Below are 25,453 nucleotides of genomic sequence, written 5' to 3' on the forward strand. Positions count from 1 at the left end.
TCAGTAGCAACAAGGTATGATAAATTAGCCCGGAATTATGCAAGTACACTGGCCTTGGCTTGCTGCCTTATATGGCTGCCAATGTGGGTTGGCTAAATTATGAACAGCAAAGATCAACAGGCCCTAATAAATGGATTTAAATACTTTCGGCTGACTAGGACCGAATAAAAATCCAATACTTATAAAGAATAGAGAGAATAATAATGAAAACATTCAACAAGACACTCATTGCCGTTTCTGTCGCATTAGCAAGTACTCAAACCTTAGCTTCAGGTTTCCAACTCAACAGCCAATCAGCCACAGGTATGGGCCGTGCATTTGCGGGTGATGCGGTTATTGCCGATAACGCTTCTGTGTTATCACGTAACCCTGCTGCTATGGCATTATTCGATAAAGATGCGATCTCCTTCGGCTTAACTTATGCCGATATTACTGTTGATGTTAAAGACGTTAACTTTGCCGGTGGTGCCGTTGACTTAGGCAGCATTGATGATGCGGGTAGCTCTAAAATTATCCCTAATATTTTCTACATCCACCCAATCGACGATAAGTTCGCCGTCGGTTTTGCCGCGTTTTCTAACTTTGGTACTGGTACCGATGCCAGCTCACTTTCAAAGAGTTTACCTGCAAACTCACCAGCACCCTATGATCTGCTTGGCGAAACAGAAGTCACAACGGTTAACTTTAACGCCAGTCTTTCATACCGTATTAATGACATGTTCAGTATCGGTGCGGGTGTGGATGCCATTTACGGTGAAGGTCGTTTAACCCGTAACATGGGCACTACGCCTTTGGTTGACGTCGACGCTGACGGCTGGGCCTTCGGTGGTATAGTGGGTGCAACTATTGAGCTAGATAAAGATAACCGTTTCGGTATCAGCTACCGTTTCAGCCCAACAGTGAATGTTGAAGGTGATATCAATACTGTCTCGATGACAACTATTCCTGGTGTGGGTACTGTTCCGGTCGCGACCAATTTTGATAGTTTAGATGTACCGCTAGCGGATATCTTCCAAGTTGCAGGTTTTCATCAAATCACCCCTAAGTTTGCTCTGCACTATACAGCGCAGCACACCCAGTGGGGCAACTTTGATCAAATCACGGCTAAAGATGGTACAGCCACGATTGCAGCTGTTGGAATGACTCAAGCCGTAGGCGACGTTGCTCTGAAAGAATACCAATGGAAAGATTCATGGTTATTCAGCTTAGGTGGTACTTATACTATCAACGAACAATTCACCGTTCGTGCAGGTTATATGCATGACCAAGGCGTTGTGGACGAAATTAGCTCAATTTCATTCCCAGACTCTGACCGTAACTGGTATACAGCGGGTATGAGCTACAACATCAACCCACAAAACACCGTTGACTTTGGTATCGCTTATATTAAAGGTGAAAAAGTTCACCTGATCGAAAACAGCTCTATCACAGGCATAGGTCCTGTGAATGCAATTACTGAATCAAGCGGTATGTACTACTCAGTTCAATACAGCTACCAGTTCTAAGCTAAACGCTTAATCCTAAAAGCCGCATTTTTTGCGGCTTTTTTGTATCTTAAGCATTTATTGCCTAAAGTTAATTCATACTCCTATACACGCAGCTACGGCTATGGCTAAAGTCATTGGACTCGGTGGAATTTTCTTTAAAAGTGCAGATCCCGTTACCTTGGCAACTTGGTATAAAACCCATCTTCAGGTCCCCATTGAAAACTGGGGCGGCGCCGCGTTTTATCACACAGATAAAGCGACACTCGGCTACCATGTTTGGACGCCCTTCGCCCATAGCACTGACTATTTTGAGCCTTCAGATAAGAGCTTTATGTTCAATTTTATCGTTGATGATCTGGCCCAAGCGCTCATACAGGTCGAACAAGGTGGCGGTCAGCTCGTGGGTGGCATTGAAGATTCAGAGTTTGGCCGCTTTGGTTGGTTTATCGATCCCGACGGCAATAAAGTCGAATTATGGCAGCCAAGTGTTATTCCTCCGGAAAAATAGCCCGTCTCAATAAAGCGACATCAAGCTGATATCGCCAACTTGTCTCCCTCAAATCTTAAGCGGCATCTATCCCGAATAAACCCAGTGCATGACTTAGGTTTATTGGGTATCGTAGGCTGAGTTTATCTAATCAAGAGATTCTTTTTATGGAAAAAAATAACATCCTTCCTGCCCTGCTGCTGGGCGGTTTCCTTTGTGCTGGGCTTGTGTATGTTGGTCAGACAGCGAGCACAGCGTTATTGCAGATGAAAGCTATGGAACGCACAGTGACAGTTAAGGGCTTAGCGGAAAAAGAAGTCAAAGCCAACGTGGCGATTTGGCCAATCAATTTCACTGAGGTCGATAATAATCTGCCTAAACTCTACGAGACGGTTCAGCAAAAAACCGACCGCGTCGTGGCGTTTTTAAAGGAACAAGGCTTTAGCGATAGCGAAATTACGATTTCATTACCTTCAATTGAAGATCGCCAAGCCCAAGGTTATGTCGATCCCAACGTCAGATACCGTTACTCGGCAAAGGTGAACCTGTCGGTTTATACCCCGCAAATTGATTTAATGCTCAATACTCGTAAGCAGATGATTAGCTTAGTGAAGGAAGGCATAGCGATCGCCAGCCAAGAGTATGACAATCGCACCGAATTCCTGTTTACCGATCTCAATTCAGTCAAACCAGTGATGGTGCAAGAAGCCACTCAAAATGCCCGTGAAGTGGCGGAAAAATTTGCTAAGGATTCAGATTCTCGCCTCGGAAAAATTAAAACCGCCAGTCAAGGCCAGTTTACTATTTCGGATCGCGATAACAGCACGCCTTACATTAAACAAATTCGCATTGTGTCCACACTCACCTACTATTTAAATGACTAAATCTTAGGCTTAGTCGGAACTCACTGAAACGATAGGAATAAGGCACTTATGGGCCTTATTCCTAAATTAGGAAAATACACTATATTAAATTTTTCTAATAAATATTGATTGCCTATTGAAAACAACTCCATTAGAATTTACTCATGAATTACATCTGGGATGATATGAATTATGACGTCAATTTCTCGCGTTCTTTTCTTACTGCTGGCGCTTGCCAGTACTCAAGTTCAGGCTGCCTCAGTCGAAACCATCGAAGTCTTAACTAAACCCTACGCCAATTGGGTCACCTTAGATGCCACCATAGAAGCAGTAAAAGCGGCGACTGTGTCAGCGCAAACCTCTGGCCGTATTGTCAAACTCAACTACGATGTTAACGATGTTGTCCCCGAAGGAGCCGCCCTACTGGAGATCACCAGTAAAGAACAAGGCGCTGAACTGGCAAGCTTTGAGGCCGATTTAGCTAAAGCCAGAGCCTTGAATGTTGAAGCACAGGCGCAATACAAACGTTATAAAGAGTTATTCCCCCAAGGCGCGATTTCTAAGGGCGCGATGGATGAAGCCACCGCCAATGCTAAGGCCACAGAGCAAGCCGTAACCGCCGCGCAAGCCCGCGTCATCAAAGCCAGCGAATCCTTAAAATACACTGTGGTATCAGCGCCTTTTAGTGGTGTAGTCACAGAGCGTTTTGTCGAACTGGGCGAAACCGTGAGCCCAGGACAAGCACTACTTTCAGGGTTTTCCGCGAGTCAAATGCGCGCCATTACCCAAGTGCCGCAGCGTTATATCAATCAGTTGAAAAACGCCCCCGAATTCCTCGTCCGTTTAAGTGATGGCCGCGAGTTAATCTCAAAGGATCTCACTATTTTTAGTTTTGCCGATCCCGTCAGCCACAGCTATCAAGTACGCATTAATCTGCCTGAAAATGAAGCTAATCTTCAACCCGGCACGTGGGCAAAGGCTTCCTTTAAAAATGGCGAACGAGAAAAAATCCAACTGCCCACCTCAGTGCTACTGACAATGAACGAACTGAGCAGCGTTTACCTTAAAAAGGGCGAAGAATTTGTACTCACCCAAGTCCGTGTCGCCAATCCCTTAGATGGCGAGGTCGAAGTTCTGGCGGGTCTTAAGTCGGGTGATAAGGTTGCCGTTGATGCCTACCAAGTGTTGCTCAACAAAAAGCAATAAATTCCCTAGCGACTTAAGCTTTGTCGAGGTTGTTTTATGAAACATGCTCCAGTACCACAGACCACACTTGGGATTTCCGGTCGAATTGCCGCCGCCTTCCAAAATAGCGCCATCACGCCACTATTAGCGCTTCTCGGACTCTTACTCGGCTTATTTGCTATTTTGGTGACGCCAAAGGAAGAAGAGCCACAAATTGATGTCACCTTTGCCGACGTGTTTATTCCTTTTCCCGGCGCGACACCTACCGAAGTTGAAAACTTAGTCACCTTGCCTGCGGAACAAGTGATCTCCGAAATCAAAGGCATAGATACCCTATATTCGTTCTCCCAACCCGATGGCGCACTGATTATCGTCATCTTTAAGGTAGGCGTCGCGCGCAATGATGCCATCGTCAGCCTGTACAACCAGATTTATTCCAACATGGATAAATTGCCAAGGGGCGCAGGCGTGGGCGATCCGCTGATCAAACCGCGCGGTATCGATGATGTGCCCATTGTCAGTTTGACCTTGTGGTCAAAGGACAGACAAGTCTCTGCCGAGCAACTGACCCATGTCGCCCTTGGATTAGAAACCGAAATTAAGCGCATTCCCGGTACCCGCGAAATCTATACCGTAGGTCAGCACGACATGGTGGCCAACATACGTATCGATCCCGCCAAGATGAACAGCTTTAATCTGACCTACGACAAATTAAGACAAAGCCTGAATGACAATAATATGGTCTCTATGCCCGCATCCTTAGTGCAAGGTAATCAAGAGATTAAAGTTCAGGCGGGGCAATTTTTACAATCCATAGACGATCTCAAGCAACTAGTTGTCAGTGTCTATCAAGATAAACAAGGCAAGCATATTCCGATTTATTTGGCGGATATTGCCGAAATCAGCTTGAAGAGTGACATCCCTAAACAGAGCGTTTGGCACGCAGATAAAACCGATATTTATCCCGCCGTCGCCATCGCGATTGGTAAACAAGCGGGCCAAAATGCCGTCGATATCGCCAACAGTGTCATTGAGCGGATTGCTAAGGTCGACAATGTGTTGATCCCCGCGAATGTCGAAGTCACAGTGTCACGTAACTATGGCGAAACCGCGGCGGATAAATCTAACACCCTTATTTTAAAACTGATTTTCGCCACCAGCGCCGTAGTCGTATTGGTCTTTTTAACCATGGGTGCCCGCGAATCCTTAGTCGTAGGTGTGGCCATTATTGTCACGCTGGCGATCACCCTTTTCGCCTCTTGGGCATGGGGATTTACCTTAAACCGCGTGTCCTTGTTCGCCTTGATTTTCTCCATCGGCATCTTGGTCGACGATGCCATAGTCGTGGTAGAAAACATCCACCGGCATATGGCGCTCGGCAAAAAGTCATTTAGTGAGCTTATCCCTGTGGCGGTCGATGAAGTCGGTGGCCCGACGATTCTGGCGACGTTCACTGTTATCGCGGCACTGCTGCCGATGGCTTTTGTATCGGGCTTAATGGGGCCTTACATGAGTCCGATCCCTATCAACGCCAGTATGGGCATGTTGATTTCTCTAGTGGTTGCCTTTGTCGTCACCCCTTGGCTCAGTCGTAAACTGCTGAAACACAATGACAAGCACGATAGCGCCCAAGCCTCACACGAGGATGAAGCCGAAACTAAAATGGTGCGTCTCTTCACCCACTTAATTGGTCCTTTCCTGCTGGGGAAAAATGCCCGTAAGGCAAGAGTGGGACTGGCTGCCGGCGTATTTGTGTTGATCGGTATCGCCGTCGCGCTCCCCGTGGGTCAGCTTGTAGTGCTAAAAATGCTGCCCTTCGATAACAAGTCCGAGTTTCAAGTGATGGTAGACATGCCCGAAGGCACTCCCGTAGAGCAAACCCAGAGAGTGCTACAGGATTTGAGTCGCTATCTGACGACTGTCCCTGAAGTCGAGCATCTGCAGTTGTATGCGGGCACTAACGCACCAATGAACTTTAACGGCTTAGTGCGTCACTACTTCCTGCGTCACAGCCAAGAGCTTGGCGACATTCAAGTAAACCTAGTGGATAAAAAACACCGCAAACGCGACAGCCACAGCATAGCGGTATCGGTGCGAGACGAACTGCAGCAAATTGGCGAGCAATATCAAGCCAATATCAAAGTAGTTGAAGTGCCACCTGGACCGCCAGTGTGGTCGCCGCTGGTTGCCGAAGTATATGGCCCAAGCCCCGCAATCCGCGAGCAAGCCGCTTACGAGATGCAGGCGCTGTTCCATGAAACCAAAGATGTGGTCGATATCGATATTTTCTTGCCCGCCGCCCAGCAAAAATGGCAAGTGATGATCGACCGCAGTAAAGCTAGCCTGATGGCCGTGCCCTACAGCAATATTGTCGACTTGATTGCCACCTCCGTTGGCGGCAAAGATGTGAGTTATTTACATCAAGCCCAGCAAAAACAACCGATACCGATCCGCCTGCAATTAAACGAAGGCGCGAAAGTCGATTTAGAGCAAGTGCTGAATATGAAGTTACTGAGCCAAACGGGGCAATCTGTGCCTGTGTCTGAGCTGGTGACCATCAAACGTGGCAAAATCGATGCACCAATTATCCATAAGAATATGATCCCTATGATCATGGTCGTCGCCGATATGTCGGGACCACTGGACAGCCCGCTCTACGGCATGTTCGATATGGCGGGCAAAATCGATGGCGCCGATGGCTTAGGGTTTGATCAGCATTATATTCACCAACCCACAGGGTTAGACTCAGTCGCCGTGCTCTGGGATGGCGAATGGAAGATCACCTACGAAACCTTTAGGGATATGGGCATCGCCTATGCCGTTGGCATGATAGCGATTTATTTACTGGTGGTGGCACAGTTTAGATCCTATCTGGTGCCGCTCATCATCATGGCGCCTATTCCACTGACAGTGATTGGTGTGATGCCTGGCCATGCCCTGCTCGGCGCCCAGTTCACTGCGACATCCATGATAGGCATGATAGCCTTGGCGGGGATTATTGTGCGTAACTCGATATTATTGGTCGATTTTATCAATCAAGAAACCGCATCCGGCGTGCCCTTCGAGCGGGCAGTGATCCACTCGGGTGCAGTGCGAGCCAAACCCATTATGCTCACCGCACTAGCGGCCATGATAGGGGCGCTGTTTATCCTTGATGATCCAATTTTCAATGGCTTAGCGATCAGTCTGATCTTTGGTATTTTTATCTCGACCATACTGACCTTAGTTGTCATCCCTGTGCTGTACTACACAGCAATGAAAAACCGCATGAATACTGTTCAGACACAAACACAAAACTAACCACAACAAAGGCCATCACCAAAATGGCCTCAAGGAGTAAGGTATGTCATTAGAACGCAGCATTATGGCTTTTGCCGGATTTATGGTGTTACTGTCACTGGTGTTAACCGCCTATGTGCACCACAACTTTCTGTGGCTAACCGCATTTGTTGGCGCTAACCTGTTTCAAAGTGCTTTTACCGGTTTTTGCCCTGCCGCCATGGTTTTACGCAAATTGGGTGTAAAATCAGAGGCTGAGATTGCTAAGCAAAGTTAAGCCACATAAAGTCACTACTTTAGCATTAAGATTTAGCTGAGCGAGTACTCGTTTAGCTTAAACAAGCCTTCCAAAAAGGCGTCAAGGAGATAAAGTGACCCACAACCTCGTAACCCGTGGCCAAAGCCTAATGCGCTTAGCCCTATTAAGCCTGCAATCACTGGTTCTCGTGCCACTGCTACTAATGCCAATGATGGCCAGCGCCGCCGACCAAGATCCTGCAATCGCATGGGATAAAATTGCCGCAGGCGCTATGGTGCTCGATGTCAGAACGCCTGAGGAGTTTGCCGAAGGTCATCTAGCCAATGCGGTCAATATTCCCTTTGAGCAAGTGGCTGAGGAATTTGCCAAGCGTGGCATAGCCAAAGATACGCCTGTTGTCTTGTATTGCCGTAGTGGTCGCCGTAGCAGTATCGCGACCGAAGCCTTAGTCGCCGCGGGATATACGCAAACCTATAATGGTGGCGGTTATTCCACCTTAGTTGAAGCGCAAAAAAAGCCGCTAAGTAATTCACCGCCATCGAATAGGCTCTAGTGCGGGAAGCAAGTGTTAATCACTTAAGCACTGTCACCTCGCTCTAGTCATTCAAGGTTTAACTGCTAAAAGCGCCCTAAGGCGCTTTTTTATTGTCTAAGTGAATAAGCTTACTTTAAGCAATAGCCTATCAATCAACATTGCTTTATATAAAAAGCTTTTTATCCAGCCCAACATTAGACTTCTAAGATAGCGGGTAAATGGTGAGATATTGAAGTATCTTATTAGCGTAAATCGATTCAGATAAAAATTAATAATCGTTTTCGCTACTACACAAGTAACATCAATGATCCGATGTATGGCAAAAAATTAACTATCTAACATGTTCAAAACGTAGATGACCTTCATTAACGCCAGTCTCACTAAAACCATTGGAAATCAAAACCCTTTTTGATGCTTCATTTTCCGCTGAAGTATGAGCAATAATGTTCTTTGTTTTCTCAAAAGAGTAAGCATGGGAAACGAGTGTATTAACAATTTCAGTAGCATAGCCACGACGCTGCCACTCAGGTAGCACTGAATAACCAATTTCAACCATCCCATGACTATCTGGAGGTCCAAAATAACCACCAGAGCCAACTAGCGTTCTTTCTTCTGAAACAGGATTAATATCAATTGCATACCAGCCATACCAACCTTTTGCTGCTTCACCGCCATTTTCATAGCAAGCAAGAAAAAACGCCATTGCATCACAATCATATTCGCCACAAGGCCAAGCATTTGAAACAATTGCATTTAATTTTTCAGCAAGTAACTGTGGTGTTTCAAGCTCTATATGAAGATGATCAGCTGAAGAAGATATCAATACGATCCGCTTAGATGTTATATTTTTTATAATTTTTATTGACTCCAATTTAGGATTTATAGTGCACAGCCTTAAACTCGTGCACTCACTCGCTTAAAAAATGCCACAAGAAAAAAACTTAACCTCATGAATTAATTTAACTTACCACCCATCAAATAGACACGCTATTAGGCAAAATGCTTATATGTCAAGTTTTGTGAAAATGCTAAAAATTCGAGCTTATATATGCAGATTCTTAGAAGTAAAACGCCACACTAATGGGCGTTATAATAATTTAAATGAATATATTTTTTAGACTGTTCTAACGATGAAAAATAAATAAGATTATTCAAAATTTTTAATTGAAAGTTATCGACATAATTAGCCTCACAAACATAATTGAAGCATGTACGAGTTTGCAGTGGTAGCTCATATCCTGTAACGCTATTTTGGATAATGTACACTCAGCATTTACCGTTATCAGCCATATCGCATGCTTTCACTTCTCGTTTTGCCGCTCACATTCTCCTCCAAAAAACACATCAACAAATTTACGAGTTTGGTTCAGCCGTCGTCAATGAATTGGCAACTGCCACTCCCTTGACAGAAATTTGCAACAATTTCGCATAATCAATCACTTGAAAAAAACTCATTATAATGACCAATTTTTACAGGGATATTTAGTTATTTATAATCACTAAAAAATATATGCATAAACTTCAATTGCATAGAAACATGAAAGTCAATATAAAGTACTCATATTGACCGTAAATTCGTATTCACTTATTCATTTTTACCACATAAAAAAACAAGAAATTGAATAAAACTTAGTTACAACTCGTTACATGTTGAATTTATATTCAAATTAACTGCTTATAAAATATGAGGCTTTATAAGCAATCATACTGTTAACAATTGATTTACAAATACTTTGGTCGCAGATAAATTCACTAACCGAGTAGCATCTGAGTCGTAGTTATTCTTATGAAACATAAAATAATAATGATTAACACTAAATTGACCATGGAAGAAGAACATGACAATCAACAGAACCACTAAAATAGCGTTAAGTCTTTCAAGCTTAGCTATTGCGATCTCAGCCGGTGTACAAGCAGCACCACAAGCACCAGGTTTTGCCGCGGCATTACAAGCACAAACCTCTCCACTGCCAAAGCGTTACATAGTGAAATTTAAAAATGCCGATGCTGCTACCATAATGTCAGCCAGTAATGTGCAATCAATGAGTGATCAGCAATCGAGTGACGCGGCAACTGATACGCTGCCAACCACCATGAATTATCAGCCCAAAATGGCGGAAATCAGTGCTCAACACACTGCATTGAACAAAGTACAAGCGAAGGAAATGAAACGTATCGGCCGCAGTAACAGTTACTCGGTCAAACTCGATGCAAACGGCATCAATGCGTTAAAAAAACGCGCCGATGTGGAATATGTTGAAGAGGATATGCCGCGTCACTTACTGAGTGAAAGCACGCCTTGGGGTCAAACCTTTGTGGGGGCGACTCAGTTAAGCGATAGCCAAGCAGGCAATCGTACTATTTGTATTATCGATTCTGGCTACGATCGTAGTCACAGCGATTTAAGTGGCAATAATGTCACGGGCACCAATAACTCAGGCACAGGCAACTGGTTCGAGCCAGGTAACAACAACGCCCACGGTACTCACGTTGCGGGCACGATTGCGGCAATTGCCAACAACGACGGCGTGATCGGCGTAATGCCAAATCAAACTGCCAATATTCATGTCGTAAAAGTGTTTAACGAATCTGGCTGGGGTTACTCTTCATCCTTAGTGGCCGCGGTAGATACTTGTGTTGCCAACGGCGCTAACGTTGTCACTATGAGTTTAGGTGGTGCGGGTTCGAGCACCACTGAGCGTAATGCTCTGGCTGCCCATTATAATAATGGTGTTCTCTTGATTGCCGCTGCAGGTAACGATGGCAATAGTGCTCACAGCTATCCAGCATCCTACGATGGCGTGATGTCAGTCGCCTCAGTGGATAATCATAAAGACCACTCTGCATTTTCCCAATACACCAACCAAGTTGAAATATCTGGCCCAGGTGAAGCGATTCTGTCGACGGTTACCCGTGGCGAAGGCCGTTTAGCCGATATTACTATCGGTGGTCAGTCTTACTTTGATTCAGGTGTGGTGCCTCATAATCGCCTCATTTCATCGGGCGGCAACTATGTGCCAGCACCACACAACGGTACAGCGACAGCTACGCTTGCCGAATGTAGCGTCAGCGGAACTAGCTTCAACTGCGGCAACATGACCAATAAGATTTGTTTAGTGGAACGTGTTGGCAATCAAGGCACAAGTTACCCTGAAATCAATGCGGCTAAAGCCTGTAAAAATGCCGGTGCCAGTGCGGCGATTGTTTACAGTAACGCGGCATTACCTGGCTTACAAAACCCCTTCCTTGTCGATGCAAACAGTGAAATCAATATGGTTTCCGTATCAGTGGATCGCGCAACAGGTTTAGCACTGCGTAACCAACTGGGTGCGACAGCAACAGTCAGCAACCAAGGCAATAAAGATTACGAGTACTACAACGGTACTTCGATGGCAACGCCACATGTGTCAGGTGTTGCAACCTTAGTCTGGAGCTATCACCCAGAGTGTAGCGCGGCGCAAGTTCGTAACGCATTGAAAATGACCGCCGAAGATCTTGGTACTGCGGGTCGTGATAACTACTATGGCTATGGTTTAGTCAACGCTGTTGCCGCGAAAACCTTCTTAGATGCCTCTTGTACTGGCCCAACGGGTCCGGTTGATCCAACACCAACCGATGGCGTGCTAGTTAACGGTGTGGCTAAAACAGGCTTAGGCGGCGCAGCGAGTGAAGAACTGCACTTCTCCTTTGACGTACCACAAGGTGCAACTAACTTAGGCTTTGTAATGAACGGTGGTACAGGTGATGCGGACTTGTATGTGCAATATGGTGCAGCGCCAACTACAGCTAACTATGATTGCCGTCCGTATAAAAGTGGCAATAGCGAGTCTTGCCCAATCACCAATATCCAATCAGGCACTTACTACGCCATGCTGAAAGGCTACTCTGCCTTCACTGGTGTGTCATTAACAGCAAGCTACACAGCATCTAGCGGCGGAACGCCACCGACTACGCCTGCAAGCTATAGCAACACTGATAACTACAACATCCCTGATAACAAAGCAGCAGGGATCACTAGCCCAATCACGGTCACTCGCACAGGTGATTCAGGCACTGTGACTGCGGTAGTGAACATAGTCCACCCTTATATTGGTGACTTAAAAGTACAGCTGATCAGCCCTTCTGGTAAAACAGTTACATTGCATAGCAACACAGGTTCAGGTGCTGCCAATATCAACAAGAGCTATACCGCTGATATGACGGGTGCTAATTCGAACGGCGTATGGAAGTTAAAAGCCGTAGACAGTGGCCGTGGTGATGTGGGTTATATCGATAGCTGGGAGCTGAGCTTCCAATAAATCCAAATTGATACGCTTACTGAGAAATGAAAGTAATAAATGAAAAGAGCCTGCAATCGCAGGCTCTTTTTTTACAAGACATGTTATGCAATATCTTTGAGGATTTCAGGTTCGATCAACACGCTGGTCTCATTATCCGATAGCCAAATTTGGCCTTCGCTGATAGAAACCTGCAATGCCATATTACGCCCAACAAAGGCTTCCATCGCCGTGACTGACTCTTCGGCAATATTCCACACGGTTAAATTCTGGTAACGCTCTAACGCCTGCTGATTCTGTTTCCACCAAATGGGTACACTACGGCCACCATAGGTAAATAACTGCACAACTTTGGCACGGCCACTGGCCTTTCGCAGCCATTTCTCATCGGCCTGACCAAACTCAACCCACAGATCAATTTCGCCTGATAAGGTTTTGTCCCACAACTCGGGCTCGTCATCGACGCACAAACCTTTACTGAAACTTAAGGTTTCGCTGGCATTCACAATAAACGCCAGTAAACGCACCATCATGCGGCCATCGGTTTCGGAAGGATGCTGGGCAAGCGTCAATTGATGGTCTTGGTAATAATTCCGATCCATATCGGCTATCTGTAAATTGACCTTAAACACGGTCGCTTTGAGGGCCATAGTCATCCTAAATGCAGAGTGAAATCCTGAAACAGCGAAATCCTAAAATAAGGCTGCCGAGTCTACCTGAGACTCGGCATTAGCTCAAACGAACAATAGGATACGTCCATCAAATCGAACAGAAAGTGCAATCGGACAGAAGGCTGAATCGATAAGAGGTTAAATCGCACCGGGTCGTAAATGCTTAGCCATCGGGAAATGCGCCTTCAACAGACTGATTTTTTGCGCATCGGCCACCAGCAACATCCGAGTGCCCTGCTCGTACTGCTGGCTCAATTCACTGAGTGCGGGTAACTCACCACGATTAGCATCTCGACGCACTAATTCGGCCAATTCGTCGCTCAACTCCCCTTGGCTATAGATCCAATCGAGGCGCTGCAGTAACGGCATGGCAGCGAGCGGCAGTAAGTCCACAGAGGCTGAATCATCTAGCAAAAGGATTTCGCCGCGGCTAACTAAATGATTAAACGCATTATGGTAATGCTCGGCGGTACGACTATCGAAACGGTCGCCATTGGTATCGAAAAAACGCTCCCAAAATAAACGGCGTTTCGAGGTTGAATCGAGCTTGTCTTGCACTTCGACGCGTCTATCGGCGACAAAGTCGAATAAAGGCTTGAGTGATTGCGGTAGGCTGGATTCTAAGCGCGAGCGAATCGTGCGTGCAAATACCGGTGCAGCACCCGCAGTGCTGATCGCCACCACTAAACGGCCTCTATCGACAATCGAAGGGGTGATAAAACGGCAAAATGCCGGATTATCAACGGCATTAACCCAAATACCGCGCGCGGTGGCTAGAGTCGCCAACTCGGCATTAAGACTGTCGTTTGCCGTGGCTAAATACACCAGATCATAATTTTGAATATCGGCGTGGACCACTTCACGCTGGGATAGCAAAATACGACCCGTATCGGCATAACGCTGCACTTCAGGATTCACCTCAGGGGCTATCACATGGATACTGGCTTCGGTACGTGTTAGCAGCGCCAGCTTACGGCTCGCCACATCACCCGCCCCCACCAGCAAGACATTTAAGTTAACCGTATCGACAAACAAGGGGAAATATTGCATTAGATGAGATCCTGAACGCTTAATCCTGCACGACTGGCAGTTGACGCTGTACCCAGCCCTTATAGCCACCAATCAATGAGGCAACGCGGGTGTAACCCATGAGTTGCAGATTATGGGCCGCCAAGGCTGAGCGCGCACCACCCGCGCAATAGAGTAATATGGGGGTTTGCTTATCGGGGAAACGTGCTTCGATATCACGCTCTAAAATACCCCGACTTAAATGTTTTGCTTGGGGTAAATGATCCTGCAGCCACTCGCGATCCTCACGCACATCCACAAGGTGCCAGCTATCATCGGCCTGATAGGCTTCAATGGTCACTTCGGTGATGTTAGGCAGAATTGCGTCAACAAGGGCGGAAAAAGCACTGGGATGCGGCATCACTGACTCCTAGATAAGATATTGAATGACATGATGAATGTCAGCTTATCAGCAAAGTGTAATCTTCTCATCCAGTAGACGCAATCTTTCAGCCACAGCACAAAGCGGAAGTGATTGCTTATCCAAGGCTAGTTGTGGCTTTCGCTGCGCTCAGAGCTGCATTGCCAGCACAACTCAAAACTGCCTTCATTGGTTTCATGGCATTGCACACATTGCCACTGTGGGCTTTCGACATCCAACGCATTCAGTTGCACTTGCGCCGACGCATGTTGGGACTCGCCCACCCATAACTCGACGTTTTGCATCCCAGTAGGAAGCTCACCAATACCGCCCAATAGCGCTTCACCTCTGAGCTCAACATGAATACCACAGGCCTCTAATAAACCTTTCCATGTGTGGGCTTGCAATAAATTACCACCAGCAACTAACACTTTACGTTCTTCCATGCGACATCCTACGGCTACAACTCTCTGGAATATGGGTTGCCGACATCCTACTGCTAAATAGCAGAGCCTGTCGAGCGCTGATTTTTACACCAGTTGTTAATTTAATTAACATTCCATTTTTACAGCATAACTGACTATAACTTTGTGAGTTTGCTAGCAGAATGTCAGATCTATCTCAAATTCGAGCTAAAAAAAAGCCACCTCGTCGGTGGCTTTTTAACTCGAATGTAACCTTTAAGGCATCATAGGAGGTTGGTCTGCGCCTTCTTTCTCAATCTCAACTGGCATCATGTGTTCACGATTGATACCCAGTTTAATGGCCAAGAAACTCGCCACATAGATAGAGGAATATGTGCCCACAAAAATACCCATCAGCAATGCAGTCGCAAAGCCATGGATCATAGTACCGCCTTTAAGGAACAAGGCCACGACCACCACTAAGGTTGTACCTGTGGTGATAATAGTACGGCTCATGGTTTGAGTAATGGACACGTTAACCACTTCTTCCGGGTCGCTTTTGCGCATCTTAAGGAAGTTTTCACGGATACGGTCAAATACCACGATAGTATCGTTGAGTGAGTAACCCACAACCGTCAATAGACCCGCCAGAACGGTCAAGTCGAATTCCAATTGGAATACCGAAAACACGCCCAAAGTCACGATCACGTCATGCGCCAATGCCGCGACAGAACCAAATGCTAAGCGCCATTCGAAACGGAAGGACACATAAATCATGATACAGATAAGCGCGACTAATACCGCTAAACCGCCTTGCTCAGCCAGTTCTTTACCCACTTGTGGGCCAACGAACTCAACACGCTTCTGCTGAACTTGTGGATCAACTTTCTGCGCAGCTTCCATGACAGACTTAACTTGCACGTCACTCTTCACGCCTTCTTTCACCTGTAAACGTACTAATACGTCACGGCTAGAACCGAAGTTTTGTACGACTGCACCTTCAGAATCTGGCGTCGTCAGTTGCACCCGCAGGGCGTTTAAATCGACTGGATTAGTGAACTCCATTTCAACGACAGTACCGCCAGTGAAATCAAGCCCCCAGTTAATGCCATTGGTCACAAGAGAAACCAATGAAGCCAGTACCAATACAGCCGACATAATACTGATTGGCAGTGCATGACGGAGGAAGTTTACCGTATGTTTTAAAGATAAAATTTCTAACATTGTCACTTCCCCTTAGATAGACAGAGTCTTCACGCGCTTACCGCCCCAAATCGCGTTAACGATTGAGCGAGTACCCACGATTGCAGTAAACATGGAAGTCGCAATACCTATCATCAAGGTCACCGCGAAGCCTTTAACAGCGCCTGTACCTACAGCAAACAGGATCAGCGCCGTAAGGAAAGTGGTGATGTTCGCATCGGCGATGGTGGAGAATGCGTTGCCATAACCTTCGTGGATGGCCTGCTGGACGCTACGGCCCGCACGTAATTCTTCACGGATACGCTCATAAATCAGCACGTTACCGTCAACTGCCATACCCACAGTCAACACCATACCGGCAATACCTGGCAGGGTTAACACTGCGCCAGGGATCATCGACATTACGCCCACCACCATAACTAAGTTCATGGTTAAGGCGATGTTGGCAATAAGACCAAAGCCACGGTAGTAAACCAGCATAAAGAGTAAGACAACCGCCATACCCCAAACCATAGCTTGAACACCGTTTTCAATGTTTTCAGCACCTAAGCTTGGACCTATGGTACGTTCTTCAACAATCGACACTGGCGCAATTAAGGCACCAGCACGCAGTAATAGCGCAAGATTTTGTGCTTCACCATGGCTTAAACCAGTGATCACAAAGTTGCGGCCTAAACGCGCTTGAATGGTCGCGACAGAAATCACTTCTTGGATTTTCTGCATCTTAACGCTGCCGTCGGCATTGCGCTCACCACTGTCTTTGTATTCGATGAACAAGGTCGCCATAGGTTTACCTATGTTGTCTTTGGTCACGTCAGAGAAAATGGTGCCGCCTTTCGCATCAAGGTTGATGCTAACTTGTGGACGACTGTACTGGTCAAAGCTAGGTTGTGCGCCAGTGATATGATCACCGGTCAACATCACTTCTTTCTTCAATATTACAGTGCCGCCTTCACGGCGCTGGTAGACTTCAGAACCTGCAGACACACGGCCTGATTGCGCTGCATTAGGGTCGGCTTTGTCATCAACCATGTGGAATTCAATCGATGCGGTAGCACCTAAGATTTCCTTAGCGCGAGCCGTATCTTGCACACCTGGCAATTCAACGATAATGCGCTCGGCGCCTTGACGTTGTACTACAGGCTCAGCCACACCTAACTCGTTTACACGGTTACGAATGGTCGTAATGTTTTGTTGCAGTGCTTCTTCTTTAATCTGCTTAAGATACACGTCACTCATCACAGCTTGCAGGGCAAAGTCTTCACCCTTGCTCACATCGGTGAACACCATATCGTTGCTGCGAGATTTTAGGAAACGTTCGGCACTGGCTAAACTTTCGCCATCACGGAATTTAATCTCGATTCCTTGAGCATTATTGCGAATGCCCGCGTAACGGATTTTTTCTTCACGTAATTGCGAACGGAAATCGGCAATTTTAGCCTCTTCCATTTTGCGAATCGCTTCGCCCATGTCCACTTCCATCAAGAAATGCACACCGCCGCGAAGGTCGAGACCGAGTTTCATTGGGCTACCGCCCATTGACTCAAGCCACTTAGGTGTCGCTGGGGCTAAGTTGAGCGCCACAGTAAACTTGTCGCCTAAGCTGTCAGCAATCACTTCTTTCGCCAGTAGCTGTTGATCCGCATTTTGCACACGGACCAACAACTGACCTTTTTCAAGCTCAGAGCGCTTTACCGCAATGCCCTTACTGGCTAACAGCTCGTTCACACTGGCTTGGGTTGATGCCGTGACTTCAGCACCTCGAGTCGCCACCACTTGCACCGCATGATCTTCACCAAATAGGTTCGGTACGGCATAGAAACAACCTATGGCAATGACGAGCATCACCATAATGTTTTTCCACATTGGGTATTTATTTAACACGCCTGAGCCCTCTTGGCTTACAACGACTGGATAGAGCCCTTAGGCAATACAGCTGCAATATAGTCTTTTTTGATCGTGATTTGTGTTGTGTCGTTTAAGCTCAGTAACACGTAATCGCTTTCGTCGCTGATTTTTGCAATTTTGCCTAAAATCCCACCACTGGTCAGCACTTCATCACCTTTGCCAAGTGAAGACATCAGATTTTTGTGCTCTTTAACGCGTTTTGATTGCGGACGGAAAATCATGAAATAGAAAATCAGGCCGAAAATCGCCAGCATGAAAATCAGTTCCATCGTGCCGCCACCTTGTGGTGCGCCGGCAGCGCTTGCATATGCATTTGAAATAAACATAGTTTTCTCTTCTTATTAGCAAAAAAATCAATCGACTAACTCTGGTACTTCGCGACCTTGACTGGTATAGAAGTCCGCCACAAAGGCGTCTAATGTACCCGTCTCAATCGCACCGCGCAAACCTTCCATTAACATTTGATAGTATCTCAAGTTGTGAATGGTGTTTAAACGCGCACCCAGAATCTCATTACAACGATCTAAGTGGTAAAGGTACGCCCGTGAATAATTTTTACAGGTATAACAATCACACTTAGTATCGAGTGGTGACGTGTCATCTCTATGACGCGCATTGCGTATTTTGATCACACCTTCACTCGTAAACAGATGACCGTTGCGGGCATTACGGGTTGGCATTACACAGTCAAACATGTCAACACCACGACGTACACCTTCAACTAAATCTTCTGGTTTACCGACCCCCATCAGATAGCGAGGTTTGTCAGCAGGAATTTGCGGACAAATATGCTCAAGAATGCGATGCATATCTGCTTTAGGCTCACCTACGGCCAAACCACCGACGGCATAACCGTCGAAACCGATATCGACTAAGCCTTTTAAGCTTTCGTCGCGTAAATCTTCATACACACCGCCCTGAATAATGCCGAATAGAGAGTTAGGGTTCTCTAAACGGTCAAATTCATCACGCGAACGTTTGGCCCAACGCAGCGACATCTGCATTGACTTACGCGCTTCATCTTCAGTCGCGGGATACGGCGTACATTCGTCAAAAATCATCACCACATCGCTGCCCAATGCATCTTGGATTTGCATTGATTTTTCAGGATCTAAGAAGATTTTCTCGCCATTGATTGGCGAACGGAAATGCACACCTTCTTCGGTGATCTTACGGATATCGCCAAGACTGAATACTTGGAAACCACCCGAGTCAGTTAAAATCGGACGCTGCCAGTTCATAAAATCATGCAAGTCACCGTGCTTACGCATGATTTCTTCGCCTGGGCGCAACCATAAATGGAAAGTGTTACCGAGCAAAATGTCCGCGCCTGTAGCACGTACTTCTTCTGGCGTCATACCTTTAACTGTGCCGTAGGTTCCAACAGGCATAAATGCGGGGGTTTCTACTGTGCCACGGTCAAAAATCAACCGACCACGGCGCGCACGGCCGTCGGTAGTGTCTAATTCAAATTTCATAATTCACCTCGCCAGATAAACAGTCTGACTACATTTTTAATGGCTAATGCCATTTTGATTAACAATAGAGATGGGGACAGCGTTAAAAGGTTCAACCTTTTAACGAAAAAAAGTTGCCGCCCATACTCACTTTGGGCGGCTATTTTAAAACAAAATCTTGGTCTAGTGGGCTTTTTTCGTCACAAACATGGCATCACCATAGCTAAAAAAGCGATATTTTTGCGCGATAGCATGTTGATACGCCGCCATAACATGATCAAAACCCGCAAATGCACTGACTAACATGATGAGGGTCGATTCAGGGAGGTGGAAGTTCGTCACCATGGCATCGACCACTTGGAATTGATAGCCGGGATAAATAAAGATATCGGTATCGCCGCTAAAGGCTTTGAGTTCACCTTGACTAGCGCGCGCCGCACTTTCTAAGGAACGTACAGATGTTGTACCAACAGCCACGACGCGTTTACCCGCCGCTTTGGTTTGCGCGATTAAATCGACCACATTCTGCGGCACATTGGCCCACTCAGAATGCATCTTGTGCTCAAGAATGGTATCAACACGCACCGGTTGAAACGTTCCAGCGCCCACATGCAAAGTCACAAAGGCGATATTCACACCCTTGGCTTTTAATGCATCGAGCATGGCATCGTCAAAATGTAACCCCGCCGTTGGCGCGGCAACGGCGCCTGGGTTTTGGTTATACACAGTTTGATAGCGCTCTTTGTCAGCATCTTCATCGGGTCTGTCGATATAAGGCGGTAGCGGCATGTGCCCTACGGCTTCGAGCACCTCTAGAATGGTCAACTCGGATAACAGCTCAAGTTCAAACAAGGTATCGTGGCGGGCGACCATCTTCATTTGATAGCCACCGTCGAGCAGAATGAACGAATCGACTTTCGGGGATTTAGAGCTGCGAACATGGGCGAGGATGCGCTTATCATCGAGCATACGCTCAACTAAAATCTCTAACTTGCCGCCGCTGGCCTTTTGGCCAAACATACGCGCGGGGATCACTCGGGTATTGTTGAACACCATTAAATCGCCGGGATTAATCATCCCCAGCAGATCGGTAAACTGTTTGTCGCCTAACGCGCCAGAATTGCCGTCTAAGGTTAACAGACGTGATGCATTACGCTGCGCCATAGGATAACGAGCGATCAGCTCATCGGGGAGATCGAAAGAAAAGTCTGCAACGCGCATGATAGGCCTCTAGATAGCTTAGAACGGCGGCTAGTCTATGGTTAGAGGCCAAGAATATCAAGATTACTTATTGCCAGCGTCCACTTCTTGCTCAGGAACCATAGGTTTGACGCTAATAGGTTTGACGCCATCTTGGGGCAAATTGTCATCGGCATCGAATTTAAGCCGTGAACGGCTGAAATCATCCATGCTAAAACGGTGTTGTTCAAAGGGGATTTCTACCAGCACTTTTTTGCGCTTTGGCTGCTCGTCTCGACCAAGCATCTTTATAAACCAGTTCCACATCATCCATGATCCTAAAAAGTGAAAAAATACTGCATTTTTAGCTTCCGTGCTTTCCTAAGCGCGCTTGCGCATGATACCGTGAACCGACGTGGTTAACCAAGTACAAAATATGAACTTTCTTACACACTTACATCTCGCCGACATCAGTAAAACGCATCTTGCCGCCAATGTGGCGGGTAATTATATTCAAGCGCCAATTGCACAAGCTCCAATTGAGTTACGCCAAGCGCTATGGTTAAACCAAGAGATTAATAATCTCTGCAGCAGCCACGAACTCACAATTGAATTAATGGAAGCTTTCCCTGCGCCCTTAAGAAGCATAGCAGCAGAACTCATGGCCGTGAGTTTCGATCACTATTTAGCTTATTATTGGGAAGAATATCATCACCAACCTTTAGATGAATTCAGCCGCAAGGCCTATGATGCGTTAGATACTTTCGCCGTCCAAGGTGTAGACCCGTACCATCCAGAAGCACTTGCTAAGCTCTTGCCCGCCATGCGCAGCGCCGATTGGCTCGGCAGCTACACCACAGAAAAAGGCTTACAACACGCTTTAGCACAAGTGGCAAAACAGCATCCGCAAGCCGCACTGTTTAAAGATGCCCACAAAGTCGTCAATAAAATGCAGATAGAAATCGAAACCGCGTTCCGCACTTTTTATCCGCAGCTGATGGCTTATACCCGCATTTGGAGCCGTAAGACGCCTGCTGAATATTTGCCCTCCCCAATCTCGCAATAAGCAAGCATGAGATTATGCTGTGTGCCTGCGTAAATTTTGCTAGTATGGCCGCGCAAAAATGAGGACAAGATGCAAATATTTGATTACCAGCCCCCAGCAGTGCCTTGGCTAGACATCCGCTATAACGATAGAGATCTGATTATCATCAATAAACCTTCGGGATTATTGTCTAATCCGGGTCGAGCGGCTCACACCTTCGATTGCGCGTTAACCCGCTTACAAACCCTTTATCCAGAAACGATTTTAGTGCATCGGCTCGACTGCGCGACCTCGGGCATCATGGTGTTCGCCCGTAATAAAAAAGCCGAGTCGCATTTAAAAACGCAGTTTCAAGATAGACAGAGTAAGAAAGTCTATATTGCCGAAGTGATGGGACATGTGCCGCAGGAACAGGGCATGATTGACCTCGCGATTGCGCCAGACACTGAGCATCCGCCCTATCAAAAGACGCTACAGGCAGGAGAGACTGGCGGTAAAAGCGCCCTCACCTACTACCGTGTACTAGAACGCCGAGAAAACAGCACCTTAGTCGAGCTTTCGCCAGAAACAGGCCGCACTCATCAATTACGTGTGCATATGCTTGCCCTAGGCCATGCGATTTTAGGCGATGAGTTTTACGGTGATGCCGAGGTTATCAAAGCAAAACCGCGTTTATGCTTACATGCACAAAGCTTAAGTTTGACCCATCCCTATTCGGGTAAATCGCTGTTTTTTAGCAGTAAACATCCATTTACTGAATAACTCAATCCAATAGCTGCAATCCCATAAAAGCAAAAGGTCGCAACTTAGCACTGAGCTAAAATGCGACCTTAGTTATTTACGGATTCGATTGTTGCCTTTTAAGCGACGCGTATACCTTGACCAAAATCGACATCAGCCGCTAATTCTTCTGCTTGGAAATAACAGCCCTGCTCATTACAAAATTGTAATTGCTGTGACTGTGTCACGATAAAGAATTCACCAAAGAAATTACCGCCCACATCTTCCAGCTTATGGCCTTCAGCGGTTTGCGACATATAGACTTCATCTAAACTATGGCAGCCATCGCTAAACCAAGTTTCTAAAAAATATTTTTCGTCTTCTTTATAGAGGGTAATTTTATCACCCAATAAAGGACGCCCATCTAACCAACGACCTATAATTTCACGATTTTGCATATCTGTCTCCCGCCAATGAAGGCGACGGCGTTTTTCAATCCCAGACATCCTGATATCCTTATGCAATACCCAATCACCTAAAGTGAATGTCAGTTGTGGTAGTACATTAAGCATAGAACCCATTTAACGCTTTACTCCCCACTACAGCAAATTACTTCAAACCGCCCGTCAAATGTAACTTTATGGTTAATTTAAATTTGCTAAATGTTTAAAATATAAAAGATAAATACCTTTGACTAATTAATCGGCAGTGTAGCTCAATCTACAAATAAAAACGCGATCTTTATCACTATTTACTTATCGCTAAAGTAAAGGCAGCTAAAAGACTGATCTAGCGAGCTGAATGAGCTTGTTACATCTTTTATTGCCAATTTAAATGGGGTTTCTGATATAACCCATAAGTGAATTACCGTATAAATAAGACCAAGTGATATTTCAATATCCCTACAAAACAAAAATAAAGCAGGAAGCGCTATGCATAACATTCATCGTCGTAATTTTCTTAAGGCCGCAGGTGCCGCTACTGCAGGACTCGTTACTGCCAATATTGCTCTCAATGCCTACGCCAGTAGCGTCGCCCCTAAACCGCAAGTGGGTAAATCCGTTATCGGACTCATAGCACCTAAGATGGACGTGGTCCGAGTCGGCTTTATCGGTGTTGGCGAGCGGGGTTTTAGCCATGTCGAGCAATTCTGTCATTTAGAGGGCGTTGAACTCAAAGCCATTTGTGATACCCATCAAGCGGTACTCGACAGAGCCGTAGATCATATCGTTAAACAGAATCGGCCCAAACCGGCTGTCTATACTGGTAATGATCTGAGCTATCGCGATTTGCTGAGCCGCGATGATATCGATATTGTGATTATTTCGACCCCGTGGGAATGGCACGCGCCTATGGCAATCGAAACCATGGAGAGCGGCAAACATGCCTTTGTTGAGGTGCCAATGGCGCTCACGGTTGAGGAGTGCTGGCAAGTTGTCGATACCGCTGAGCGCACTCAGAAAAACTGCATGATGATGGAGAACGTCAACTACGGCCGCGAAGAACTGATGGTGCTCAACATGGTGCGCCAAGGCGTGTTTGGAGAGTTACTCCACGGCGAAGCCGCTTATATCCATGAGCTACGCTGGCAGATGAAGGAAATCGACCATAAGACAGGCTCATGGCGCACTTACTGGCATACCAAACGTAACGGCAACTTATACCCAACCCACGGTTTAGGGCCAGTCTCCCAGTATATGAACATTAACCGCGGTGACCGATTCGATTATCTGACCTCGATGAGTTCCCCCGCCCTTGGCCGTGCGCTCTATGCTAAACGTGAATTCCCCGCCGATCATGAGCGTAATCAGCTCAAGTACATTAATGGGGATATCAACACTAGCCTGATTAAAACCGTTAAGGGCCGAACCATCATGGTCCAGCATGACACGACGACCCCAAGACCTTACAGTCGCCACAATTTGATCCAAGGGACAAATGGCGTGTTTGCTGGCTTCCCGAATCGGATCGCCGTCGAAAATGGTGGCTTTGGTCAAAGTTACCACGAGTGGGATATGGACATGCAAAAGTGGTACGACAAATACGATCACCCACTGTGGCAGCGCATAGGAAAAGAGGCTGAAATTAACGGCGGCCACGGCGGCATGGACTTTGTGATGCTATGGCGCATGATTTATTGCCTACGCAATGGTGAAGCTTTAGATCAGGATGTGTACGATGGCGCGTCTTGGTCGGTGGTGAATATTTTAAGTGAACATTCACTCAATGATCGCAGTAACTCTGTCACCTTCCCTGATTTTACCCGCGGCGCGTGGCAAACCGCCAAGCCATTAGGGATTGTCGGCGCTTAAGCAGCGGCTTTCGCCAAGTTCACTATTTGGCACCGCAACCATAAGGATAAGTGCCTCGGCCTTATCCTTTTTCTTACTGTTAAATTAAGCCCTGAGATGACCCGCGCCATTAGCAACAAACCATCTGCCATAAGCACTTAGCGGTAAAAAACTCGCGACAATAAATTCACCATAAGAAACTCACTACAAGCGCTAGTAGTAGCCGATTTCTCTGATTTTCAATGAAAAGTCGCCACTTTGCTGGGCGCCAATCACTAACCCTAAGCTGCACAACTGACTCAATACTATATTCGGACGGGAAATGGGTTTACCCCGACATTGGGGCTTGAAATCACTGAATGGAATTTCTATCCGCTGCCAATTCAATACTCTGGCACTACTCACACCAAAGGTTTGGTGAGTGGGTGTGGGCATAGGCGCTTGATATACCGTACTTTGTGGTGTGTCGACATCCTTTAAATTCACTTTATAGTCTTTAGTTCGGTCGCCATCGAGTTCGAGGTAAATCCCAGTAAACTCACTGACATCTATAGGGCTAAACTCACAACGCACTGAAGCAAACCCGCCGCCATTTGCCAGCGACACATGGCCACTAAACTCACCATAACCTAAAGGTGAAACCGTCATTTTACTGCGGGACAAACCGCCCATCACAGTGTCATTTATTCCATACCAGGGCTTTGCAGCATCTAGCACGCTAAAATCAAAAAAGATCATAACGACTCCCATAAAAAAAGCAGCCACCTAAGTGAC

General features: G+C 46.4%; 24 protein-coding genes and 1 pseudogene. 12 read left to right on the forward strand and 13 right to left on the reverse strand.

Annotated elements, in window-relative coordinates; translation table 11 throughout:
* From MO387_RS18255 to MO387_RS18290, 8 genes and pseudogenes are all read left to right on the forward strand, one after another.
* Positions 1-96, forward strand: a pseudogene (locus tag MO387_RS18255) (IS5/IS1182 family transposase); the annotation flags it as partial.
* 107 nt (positions 97-203) lie between these two features.
* Positions 204-1,505: a porin gene (locus MO387_RS18260; protein WP_107948216.1), complete on the forward strand. Its 1,302-nt coding sequence runs from the start codon at positions 204-206 to the stop codon at positions 1,503-1,505.
* A 103-nt stretch (positions 1,506-1,608) separates the two neighbouring features.
* Positions 1,609-1,995: a VOC family protein gene (locus MO387_RS18265; protein ID WP_006085487.1), complete on the forward strand. Its 387-nt coding sequence runs from the start codon at positions 1,609-1,611 to the stop codon at positions 1,993-1,995.
* 146 nt (positions 1,996-2,141) lie between these two features.
* Positions 2,142-2,858 carry an SIMPL domain-containing protein gene (locus MO387_RS18270; RefSeq protein WP_006082262.1) on the forward strand — a complete coding sequence of 239 codons (717 nt, stop codon included), beginning with the start codon at positions 2,142-2,144 and terminating at the stop codon, positions 2,856-2,858.
* 171 nt (positions 2,859-3,029) lie between these two features.
* Positions 3,030-4,043 (forward strand): efflux RND transporter periplasmic adaptor subunit, encoded by a 1,014-nt coding sequence (locus MO387_RS18275; protein ID WP_107948218.1) that lies wholly within the window; start codon positions 3,030-3,032, stop codon positions 4,041-4,043.
* A gap of 36 nt (positions 4,044-4,079) precedes the next feature.
* Positions 4,080-7,322 carry an efflux RND transporter permease subunit gene (locus MO387_RS18280; protein WP_107948220.1) on the forward strand — a complete coding sequence of 1,081 codons (3,243 nt, stop codon included), beginning with the start codon at positions 4,080-4,082 and terminating at the stop codon, positions 7,320-7,322.
* A gap of 43 nt (positions 7,323-7,365) precedes the next feature.
* Positions 7,366-7,578, forward strand: coding sequence for a DUF2892 domain-containing protein (locus MO387_RS18285; protein WP_006082265.1), 213 nt, complete (start codon positions 7,366-7,368; stop codon positions 7,576-7,578).
* A 94-nt stretch (positions 7,579-7,672) separates the two neighbouring features.
* A complete protein-coding gene (locus MO387_RS18290) occupies positions 7,673-8,113 on the forward strand; it encodes a rhodanese-like domain-containing protein (protein ID WP_199908732.1) in 441 nt (146 codons plus the stop codon).
* Between the two features lie 313 nt (positions 8,114-8,426).
* Here the strand turns inward: MO387_RS18290 and MO387_RS18295 are convergent, their stop codons facing one another.
* Positions 8,427-8,918: a GNAT family N-acetyltransferase gene (locus tag MO387_RS18295; RefSeq protein ID WP_107948222.1), complete on the reverse strand. Its 492-nt coding sequence runs from the start codon at positions 8,916-8,918 to the stop codon at positions 8,427-8,429.
* 1,015 nt (positions 8,919-9,933) lie between these two features.
* Here MO387_RS18295 and MO387_RS18300 point away from each other — a divergent pair.
* Positions 9,934-12,393, forward strand: coding sequence for a S8 family serine peptidase (locus tag MO387_RS18300; RefSeq protein ID WP_107948224.1), 2,460 nt, complete (start codon positions 9,934-9,936; stop codon positions 12,391-12,393).
* Positions 12,394-12,476: 83 nt separating this feature from the next.
* Here MO387_RS18300 and MO387_RS18305 read toward each other — a convergent pair whose 3' ends face one another.
* The 10 genes from MO387_RS18305 to MO387_RS18350 form a co-directional block, all read right to left on the reverse strand.
* Entirely contained in the window at positions 12,477-13,022 is a 546-nt protein-coding gene (locus tag MO387_RS18305) for a YaeQ family protein (RefSeq protein WP_006085495.1), read from the reverse strand.
* A 159-nt stretch (positions 13,023-13,181) separates the two neighbouring features.
* Positions 13,182-14,093, reverse strand: a complete 912-nt coding sequence (locus MO387_RS18310; protein ID WP_107948226.1) for a bifunctional precorrin-2 dehydrogenase/sirohydrochlorin ferrochelatase — start codon at positions 14,091-14,093, stop codon at positions 13,182-13,184.
* Positions 14,094-14,112: 19 nt separating this feature from the next.
* Positions 14,113-14,472, reverse strand: coding sequence for a rhodanese-like domain-containing protein (locus tag MO387_RS18315; RefSeq protein ID WP_107948228.1), 360 nt, complete (start codon positions 14,470-14,472; stop codon positions 14,113-14,115).
* Positions 14,473-14,600: 128 nt separating this feature from the next.
* Complete coding sequence (locus MO387_RS18320) at positions 14,601-14,918, reverse strand: DUF2007 domain-containing protein (protein WP_006082273.1); 318 nt, start codon at positions 14,916-14,918, stop codon at positions 14,601-14,603.
* Positions 14,919-15,152: 234 nt separating this feature from the next.
* Complete coding sequence (secF, locus tag MO387_RS18325; RefSeq protein WP_106650963.1) at positions 15,153-16,100, reverse strand: protein translocase subunit SecF; 948 nt, start codon at positions 16,098-16,100, stop codon at positions 15,153-15,155.
* A gap of 12 nt (positions 16,101-16,112) precedes the next feature.
* Positions 16,113-17,963: a protein translocase subunit SecD gene (secD, locus tag MO387_RS18330; RefSeq protein WP_106650964.1), complete on the reverse strand. Its 1,851-nt coding sequence runs from the start codon at positions 17,961-17,963 to the stop codon at positions 16,113-16,115.
* Positions 17,964-17,980: 17 nt separating this feature from the next.
* Positions 17,981-18,313 carry a preprotein translocase subunit YajC gene (yajC, locus tag MO387_RS18335; protein ID WP_007649452.1) on the reverse strand — a complete coding sequence of 111 codons (333 nt, stop codon included), beginning with the start codon at positions 18,311-18,313 and terminating at the stop codon, positions 17,981-17,983.
* A 27-nt stretch (positions 18,314-18,340) separates the two neighbouring features.
* Positions 18,341-19,465 carry a tRNA guanosine(34) transglycosylase Tgt gene (gene tgt / locus MO387_RS18340; protein WP_106650965.1) on the reverse strand — a complete coding sequence of 375 codons (1,125 nt, stop codon included), beginning with the start codon at positions 19,463-19,465 and terminating at the stop codon, positions 18,341-18,343.
* A gap of 162 nt (positions 19,466-19,627) precedes the next feature.
* Positions 19,628-20,665, reverse strand: a complete 1,038-nt coding sequence (gene queA / locus MO387_RS18345) for a tRNA preQ1(34) S-adenosylmethionine ribosyltransferase-isomerase QueA (protein WP_107948232.1) — start codon at positions 20,663-20,665, stop codon at positions 19,628-19,630.
* A gap of 63 nt (positions 20,666-20,728) precedes the next feature.
* Positions 20,729-20,953 carry a hypothetical protein gene (locus MO387_RS18350; protein ID WP_107948234.1) on the reverse strand — a complete coding sequence of 75 codons (225 nt, stop codon included), beginning with the start codon at positions 20,951-20,953 and terminating at the stop codon, positions 20,729-20,731.
* A gap of 106 nt (positions 20,954-21,059) precedes the next feature.
* Between MO387_RS18350 and MO387_RS18355 the strand changes: the two genes are divergently transcribed.
* Complete coding sequence (locus tag MO387_RS18355; protein ID WP_107948235.1) at positions 21,060-21,689, forward strand: acyl carrier protein phosphodiesterase; 630 nt, start codon at positions 21,060-21,062, stop codon at positions 21,687-21,689.
* A 69-nt stretch (positions 21,690-21,758) separates the two neighbouring features.
* Positions 21,759-22,430 carry a pseudouridine synthase gene (locus MO387_RS18360; protein ID WP_107948238.1) on the forward strand — a complete coding sequence of 224 codons (672 nt, stop codon included), beginning with the start codon at positions 21,759-21,761 and terminating at the stop codon, positions 22,428-22,430.
* 98 nt (positions 22,431-22,528) lie between these two features.
* Here MO387_RS18360 and MO387_RS18365 read toward each other — a convergent pair whose 3' ends face one another.
* Positions 22,529-22,969 (reverse strand): hypothetical protein, encoded by a 441-nt coding sequence (locus tag MO387_RS18365; RefSeq protein WP_107948240.1) that lies wholly within the window; start codon positions 22,967-22,969, stop codon positions 22,529-22,531.
* Positions 22,970-23,320: 351 nt separating this feature from the next.
* Between MO387_RS18365 and MO387_RS18370 the strand changes: the two genes are divergently transcribed.
* Complete coding sequence (locus MO387_RS18370) at positions 23,321-24,700, forward strand: Gfo/Idh/MocA family oxidoreductase (RefSeq protein ID WP_107948242.1); 1,380 nt, start codon at positions 23,321-23,323, stop codon at positions 24,698-24,700.
* A gap of 192 nt (positions 24,701-24,892) precedes the next feature.
* On the opposite strand, the gene MO387_RS18375 is transcribed toward MO387_RS18370, so the two are convergent.
* A complete protein-coding gene (locus tag MO387_RS18375) occupies positions 24,893-25,417 on the reverse strand; it encodes a CIA30 family protein (protein WP_006085503.1) in 525 nt (174 codons plus the stop codon).
* Positions 25,418-25,453: the final 36 nt, after the last annotated feature.

The organism is Shewanella sp. N2AIL, assembly GCF_022690845.1.
GTDB classification, from domain to species: domain Bacteria; phylum Pseudomonadota; class Gammaproteobacteria; order Enterobacterales; family Shewanellaceae; genus Shewanella; species Shewanella baltica.